General features: G+C 68.2%; 7 protein-coding genes. 5 read left to right on the forward strand and 2 right to left on the reverse strand.

Going from position 1 to position 6,822, the window contains the following annotated elements:
• Positions 1-227 precede the first annotated feature (227 nt).
• Genes Q0693_RS01655 through Q0693_RS01665 form a run of 3 tightly spaced genes read left to right on the forward strand, consistent with a single transcriptional unit; the run spans position 228 to position 3,101 of the window.
• Entirely contained in the window at positions 228-1,763 is a 1,536-nt protein-coding gene (locus Q0693_RS01655) for an ATP-binding protein (RefSeq protein WP_298628687.1), read from the forward strand.
• Between the two features lie 2 nt (positions 1,764-1,765).
• Complete coding sequence (locus tag Q0693_RS01660; protein ID WP_243032459.1) at positions 1,766-2,212, forward strand: tRNA (cytidine(34)-2'-O)-methyltransferase; 447 nt, start codon at positions 1,766-1,768, stop codon at positions 2,210-2,212.
• Positions 2,213-2,219: 7 nt separating this feature from the next.
• Positions 2,220-3,101, forward strand: coding sequence for a histone deacetylase (locus Q0693_RS01665; protein ID WP_243032460.1), 882 nt, complete (start codon positions 2,220-2,222; stop codon positions 3,099-3,101).
• Here the strand turns inward: Q0693_RS01665 and Q0693_RS01670 are convergent.
• The gene (locus tag Q0693_RS01670) at positions 3,071-3,925 is read right to left on the reverse strand and encodes a GNAT family N-acetyltransferase (protein ID WP_298628688.1); all 855 of its coding nucleotides are present in this window, start codon (positions 3,923-3,925) and stop codon (positions 3,071-3,073) included. The two genes, Q0693_RS01665 and Q0693_RS01670, sit on opposite strands and share 31 nt — an antisense overlap.
• A 34-nt stretch (positions 3,926-3,959) precedes the next feature.
• Complete coding sequence (locus Q0693_RS01675) at positions 3,960-4,598, reverse strand: histidine phosphatase family protein (protein ID WP_298628689.1); 639 nt, start codon at positions 4,596-4,598, stop codon at positions 3,960-3,962.
• Positions 4,599-4,615: 17 nt separating this feature from the next.
• On the opposite strand from Q0693_RS01675, the gene Q0693_RS01680 reads away from it, so the two are divergent.
• Positions 4,616-5,536 carry a diacylglycerol kinase family protein gene (locus tag Q0693_RS01680; protein ID WP_298628690.1) on the forward strand — a complete coding sequence of 307 codons (921 nt, stop codon included), beginning with the start codon at positions 4,616-4,618 and terminating at the stop codon, positions 5,534-5,536.
• 294 nt (positions 5,537-5,830) lie between these two features.
• Positions 5,831-6,822, forward strand: a 992-nt coding sequence (gene aspC / locus Q0693_RS01685) for an aspartate/prephenate aminotransferase (RefSeq protein ID WP_298628691.1), incomplete at its 3' end; no start/stop codon positions are given.

Consider the following 6,822-nt stretch of genomic DNA (forward strand, 5'->3'; position numbering starts at 1 on the left):
AGCTTCATACCTCACCCCCAGGGGCTTAAGGGCGGGAGGGCCGGCCTCCGAGAGCACGGGGGTGGCCCCTTGGCCCTCCACATGGGCTTCCTCGCCATGCTGGGTCACGTCCCGGCCCATGCCTTCCCCAAGGGGGTGAAAAGGCCCACCTGCTCTGGGGAGGTGCCGAGGGCGGGGTAGGCCGTAGGGCATTCCGATCCCCTCCGCCAACCCTTACACTGAGGCCCGTGACGTGGGAGGAACTCCTAAATCGGCTTTCCCTAGGCCAGGACGAGCGTACCCTTTTCCTGCCCCCGGACCTTTCCCCGGAGGAGCTGGCCCGCTACGCCGCGGGCCTGGCCAACCACCGGGGGGGAACCCTTTTCCTGGGGGTGGACCGGGATGGAAGGGTGGTGGGGGCCTCGGAGATCCACCCCTTGCAGATCACCCATGCCCTGTTCCAGCTCACCCAGGGGCTTCTGCTGCCCTACGTGGAGGTGGTGGAGGGGCCCTTGGGCCGGGTCCTGGCCCTGCACGTGCCCCAAAGCCCGGCGGCCATCGCCGTGGGGGCGGGGAGGGTGCCCTTTTGGGACGGCCGGAGGCTCACCGAGCTGAAGATGGGCCAAGCCTTGCCGGAGCCCGACTTCACCGCCCAGGTCCTGCCGGCGGCCAGCCTTTCCGACCTGGACCCGGTGGAGGTCTTACGCCTAAGGCGCATCCTGGAGGAGCGGGGGAGCAACCTGGCGGCCTTGCCGGATTTGGAGCTTCTCTTTGCCCTGGGGCTTTTGGCGCGGGTGGAGGGGGAGGAAAGGCCCACGGTGGCCGGGCTTCTTCTTGCGGGCACCCCCTTGGCCTTAAGGCGGCTTCTTCCCCAGGCGGAGGTGAGCTACTACTTCCACGAGGGCGAGGAGGGGTACACCTTCCGCGAGGATATGCTTCGCCCCATCCCCGCCCTTTTGGAGCGGCTTAGGGACCTGATCCAGGCCCGGAACCGGGTGCGTTACCTGATGGTGGGGCTGTTCCGCCTCGAGGTCTGGGACTTTGACCAAGAGGTCTACCGGGAGGCCCTCCTCAACGCCCTGGTGCACCGGGACTGGCAGAGCCCGGATGCCATTCAGGTGCACCACTACCCGGATCGCCTGGAGGTTTCCAACCCGGGAAGCTTCCCCCCCGGCATCACCCCGGAAAACATCCTCCGCCATCCCCCCAAAAGGCGAAACCCCCGCCTGGCGGAGGCCCTTTACCGGCTCGGCTACGTGGAGCGGGCGGGAAGCGGGGTGGACAAGATGTACCGCCTCCTCCTCAAGTACGGGAAGGAGCCCCCGGAGTACCGCCTTTTCCCCGAGGCCCTCACCCTGGTCCTCTACAACCCGGAGCTGGACGAGGCCTTCGTGCGGGAGCTGGCCGAGGCCCAGGAGCGCCTGGGCGGCTTCAGCCTGGACCACCTCATCGCCGTGGGCCACCTGCGCCGGGTGGGGGAGGCCACCTTGGAGGAGCTTTCCCGGGCCTTGCAGCTTCCTCCCGAAGCGGCCCGTAAGGTCCTTTCCCGCATGGAGCGCATGGGCCTTTTGCGCAAGGAAGGGGGGCGGTACCACCTCCTGAGGCGGGACCCCTTGGGGGAACGGGTGCTTCGCCTTTTGCAAAGGCCCTGTTCCAGGCGGGAGTTGGAGGAGGAGCTGGGGCTTTCCCCAAAGGCGGCCTTGGCCCTGTTGAACCGCCTCATCCGGGAAGGTAAGGTGGAGCGGGTGGGCCGGGGGGCGGCCACCCGCTACCGGCGCCTCTAGCCATGCCCCACCTGGTCCTATACCAGCCGGAAATCCCCCAGAATGCGGGGAACATCGCCCGCACCGCCGCCGCCTTGGGCTGGCCCTTGCACCTGATCCGGCCCCTGGGGTTTCGCCTAAAGGACCCCCGGCTCAAGCGGGCGGGCCTGGACTACTGGCCCCATGTGGACCTCCGCCTCCACGATTCCTGGGAGGCCTTTTGGGAAAGCCTGCCCCAAGGGGTGCGGGTTTGGGCCTTCAGCGCTAAGGGAAAGACCAGCCTTTACCAGGTGCGTTTCCAACCGGAGGACTACCTCCTCTTTGGCCCTGAGACCCGGGGGCTTCCCCCCGAGGTGCTGGGGAGGTTTCCCGACGTCCACATCCCCATGCCGGGGCCGGTGCGCTCCTTGAACCTGGCGGTGGCCGTGGGGGTGGCGGCCTACGAAGCCTACCGCCAGCTTGGGGCATGATGGAAGGGTGCGGGCCTATAGCACGGCTCACCTAAGGGTGGACCTTCCCCAGGGCCACCCCTTTCCCCTCTACAAGTACCGGGGGGTGGCGGAGGCCCTGAGGGGCCTCCTTCCCATCCTGCCGGCTCCGGAGGTGCCCCGGGAGGCCCTCCTTTTGGCCCACCATCCGGGATACTTGGAGAGGCTTTTCACCGTGGGGCTTTCCCGGGAGGAGTCCTTGCGCCTGGGCCTTCCCTTTAGCCCAAGCCTCCTGAAGCGGGCCCTGCATGCGGCGGGGGGAACCCTGGCGGCGGCCATGGATGCCCTGGAAGGGGGCTTGGGCCTCAACCTCTCCGGGGGTACCCACCACGCCTACCCCGACCGGGCCGAGGGGTATAGCCTCTTCAACGATGTGGCGGTGGCCGTGGCCTGGCTGAGGCGGGAGGGTTTTGGGGGCCGGGTTTTGGTGGTGGACCTGGACGCCCACCAGGGCAACGGCACCGCGGTCTTTTTCCAGGAAGACCCCACCGTTTTCACCCTTTCCCTGCACGGGGAGCGGAACTACCCCTTGAGGAAGGAGCGGAGCGACCTGGACGTGGGGCTTCCCGACGGGGTGGGGGATGAGGCCTACCTAAAGGCCCTCGAGGAGGCCCTGGAACGGGCCCAGGCCTTCCGTCCGGAGCTGGTCTTCTACAACGCTGGGGTGGACGTGTTGAGGGGAGACCGGTTTGGCCGCTTGGCCTTGAGTCCGGAAGGGGTAAGGAAGCGGGACGAGCGGGTTTTCCGCATGGCGAGGGCCTTGGGGGTGCCCTTGGTGGTGGTGATGGGCGGGGGGTATAACCGCGACCCCCGGCTTACCGTGGAGGCCCATGCGGAGACCTACCGCCTGGCCCTAAGCTCCTTGGCGTAGGTGGCCACCGCCTCCTCGAGGCTGAACCCCAGGTTGCGGTAGAGCTCCAAGGCCCCGGTTTCGTGGTCGTGGGCCCGGACCCGTAGGAGGTTGGCCCCCTTCCTCTTGGCCAGTCGGGCCGCCTCGGCCAGGAGGGCCCGCCCGATGCCCTGGCCCCGGGCCTTGGGCACCACGCCGATATAGGCCACGCTGGCCTCATGGTCCTCCAGCTCCACCTCGGCCAGGCCCACGGGGTTCTCCCCTTGGTAGGCCACCAGGAGGTGGACCTGGGGGTCCTGGAAGTGTTCCCAAAGCTCCTCGTCCGTCCACTTCAGGCGCAGGGCCCAGCCCTCCTCGCTTTCCCGGTAAAGCTCCCGATAGACGGCAGGACCGGGAAAACCTGGGCGGATGACCACCCCTTCGGGGGGTGGGTAGTCCAGGCCCTCAGGGTTCTTGACGAAAAAGTAGGTGAGGTGCAAAAGGCCGAAGTCCGCCTGCTCCAGGGCTTCCCGCACCGTGCGGTTCTCCTCCCGGGGGAAGGCGTAGAGGCGCTCTAGCCCAACCTCCTCCGCCCGCCTCTTTGCCGCCTGCAATAGGGGTAAGAGGTCCTCCCCCCGGTAGGCCAGGGGCCCCTCGAGGGCCGCTCCATCCCAAAAGGCGTAAAGCCCCACGTACCCCGCCACCTCCCCGTCCCTCAGGAGGACCAGGCCGTCCTCCAGTTCCTCGGCCAGGCCCTCGAGGTCCCGAGCCTCCGGGGCCAGAACCCCCCGCTTGGGGCTCTCGTCCATCCAGCGGAGGAGCTTAAGGAGCCCGGGAAGGTCCTGGCGGGCCACGGGCCGGATCATGCCTCCAGTTTACTCCCCTTTCCCTGGGGAAAGGCTAGGGACAAGCGTCCAGGTTCAAGGCCTTTACCACCCCCTCCTCCCCGTAAAACTCCACCACGGAAAGCCGGGCGTAGTCCTGTTCCACCCGGAGGCCCTCTTCTGGGGGAAAGGGCAAGGCCAGGCTTAGGGCGGCGCGGTTCAGGGTGCAGTTCCCCACCACCAGGAGGGCCTGGCCTGGGTGGTGCCCAAGAAGGGCCCTTACCGCCCTTTGCCCTCTTCCCCAGGCCTGCCTCAGGCTTTCCCCGCCCGGAGGGGCAAAGCCGGCCTCGTCCTCCAGCCAGGCGGCCACCTCCTGGGGATACCGCTCCCTTACCTCGGCGAAGCTCAGCCCTTCCCATTCCCCCCAGCTTCGCTCCCTGAGTTCCGGAAGGAGGGTGAAGGGCACCCCCAGGGCTTCCGCCAGAAGCCCGGCTGCCTCGGCCTCCGCCAGGCTGTCGGAGGCGTAGACCCAGGCCACGGGGTAGCCCTGGGCCAGCCTGGCCAGGGCGCGGAGGGCCTGCCTGCCCGGCTCCGCAAGGGGAAGGCCGGGATGGCTGTGGAGGAGGTGTTTTGGGTTTTCCACCGGCCCGGCCCGGGTGAGGAGCAGCGTGGTCTTGGGATGGGGACCTCGGAGGAAATGGGCCAGGAGCCCCATGGGTCTAGAATACGGGGGTGGAAAGGTGGGTCATCGTGAACCCGGCGGCGGGGCGGGGCAAGGTGGGGAGGCTTTCCGGGGCCATTCTGAGTTCCGCGCGGGCCAAGGGGGCCAAGGCCTTCCTCACCGAGGGGCCGGGCCACGCCACGGAACTGGCCCGGGCGGCTCCCCCGGGGGCGCGGGTGGTGGCCGTGGGGGGGGACGGCACGGTGCATGAGGTTTTACGGGGCCTTGCGGGTGCGGAAAAGGTCCTGGGGGTGGTGCCCATCGGTAGCGGCAACGACTTCGCCCGCATGCTGGGCCTGAAGGGACTTCCCTGGAAAGAGGCCTTGGACCTGGCCCTCTTTGCCCAAGAGGAGGCCATAGACCTCGGTTGGGTAAACGGCGAGCCCTTTGGGGCCTCCCTGGGCATCGGCTTTGACGCCTTGGTGGCCAAGAGGGCCCTCACCGCCCCCTCCTTCCTGCGGGGCATGCCCCGCTACCTCTACGCCCTCTTTGGGGTGCTTAAGGAGCTCCGCCTTCCCGAAGGGCGGGTGATGGTGGAGGGGGAGGAGGTGCACCAAGGACCCCTGCTCCTGGTGGCGGCCATGAACGGCCCCGCCTACGGGGGTGGGATTCCCATAGCCCCCATGGCCGATCCCCGGGATGGCCAGCTCTCGGTGATCCTGGCCCGTTCCTTCACCCGGCCCGGGGTGGTCCTCATCCTGCCCCGGCTTCTGTTGGGTCGGCACCTTTCCCATCCCCAGGTGGTGGCCTTTGCGGGCCGGGAGGTGACGGTGGAGTTTTCCCAGCCCGTGCCGGCCCATGCCGATGGGGAGCTTCTACCTGAGACCAGCCTTTACCAGGCCCGGGTGGAGGCCCTGGGCCTTAGGGTGGTGGGGGGAAGGGCTATGGCCAGAGGGGAGGCGCCCCTCCTAAGCCCGGTGGGCGCGGGATAGGACCGGTTGGCGCTGGGGCTTGCAGGGGGGTTGGTGGCCCGGCCATGGGGGTGTCCAAGGGCCGGGTTAAGGCCCGGGGGCCCCTTCGCCAGGTCGGGGCCACGGGGGAGGCTTTGGGCCTAACGGACTAGGGGCGGTCCAGGCCTACCGGGAGGAGGACGACCCGGATAGCCTTGCAGGGGCCCTGATGCCTTACCAAGACCCCCTGGAACCCACGGGGCCGGCGTGGCGTCCCGGGCTCATCCCCTCCTCGGCCTCCTGCCGTCTTCCCCTTCTGGCCCGTATACTTAGGCCATGCGCGGCCTTTCCCAGAGGGTTAAGGGCATGAAGCCTTCGGCCACGGTGGCGGTGAACGCCAAGGCCCTGGAACTTAGGCGCCAAGGGGTGGACCTGGTGGCCCTGACGGCAGGAGAGCCCGACTTTGACACCCCGGAGCACGTGAAGGAGGCGGCCCGGCGGGCCTTAGCCCAGGGGAAGACCAAGTACGCGCCCCCGGCGGGCATCCCGGAGCTGCGCGAGGCCTTGGCGGAGAAGTTCCGCAAGGAGAACGGCCTTCAGGTCACCCCGGAAGAGACCATCGTCACCGTGGGGGGTAAGCAGGCCCTTTACAACCTCTTCCAGGCCATTCTGGACCCTGGGGATGAGGTCATCGTCCTGGCCCCCTACTGGGTGAGCTACCCAGAGATGGTGCGCCTGGCGGGAGGGGTGCCGGTGGAGGTGGAAACCCTGCCCCAGGAGGGCTTCGTGCCCGATCCTGAGCGGGTGAAAAGGGCCATTACCGGGCGCACCAAGGCCCTGGTGGTGAACTCCCCCAACAACCCCACGGGGGCCGTCTACCCCGAGGAGGTCCTAAGGGCCCTGGCCCAGCTGGCGGTGGAACACGACTTCTACCTGGTTTCCGATGAGATCTACGAGCACCTCATCTACGAGGGGGCCCACTTCTCCCCGGCTCAGGTGGCCCCCGAGCACACCGTCACCGTGAACGGGGCGGCCAAGGCCTTTGCCATGACCGGCTGGCGCATCGGTTACGCGTGTGGCCCCAAGGAGGTCATCAAGGCCATGGCCGACATCTCCAGCCAGTCCACCACCAGCCCCGATACCATCGCCCAGTGGGCCACCCTCGAGGCCCTCACGAACCAGGAGGCTTCCAGGGCCTTCATAGAGATGGCCCGGGAGGCCTATAGGAGGCGGCGGGACCTTCTCCTCGAGGGCCTTTCGGCGCTGGGCCTAAAGGCGGTGCGTCCCAGCGGGGCCTTCTATGTCCTCCTGGACACCTCCCCCTTCGC

Origin of the sequence: uncultured Thermus sp. (assembly GCF_938010445.1) — a bacterium.
GTDB lineage: Bacteria > Deinococcota > Deinococci > Deinococcales > Thermaceae > Thermus > Thermus altitudinis.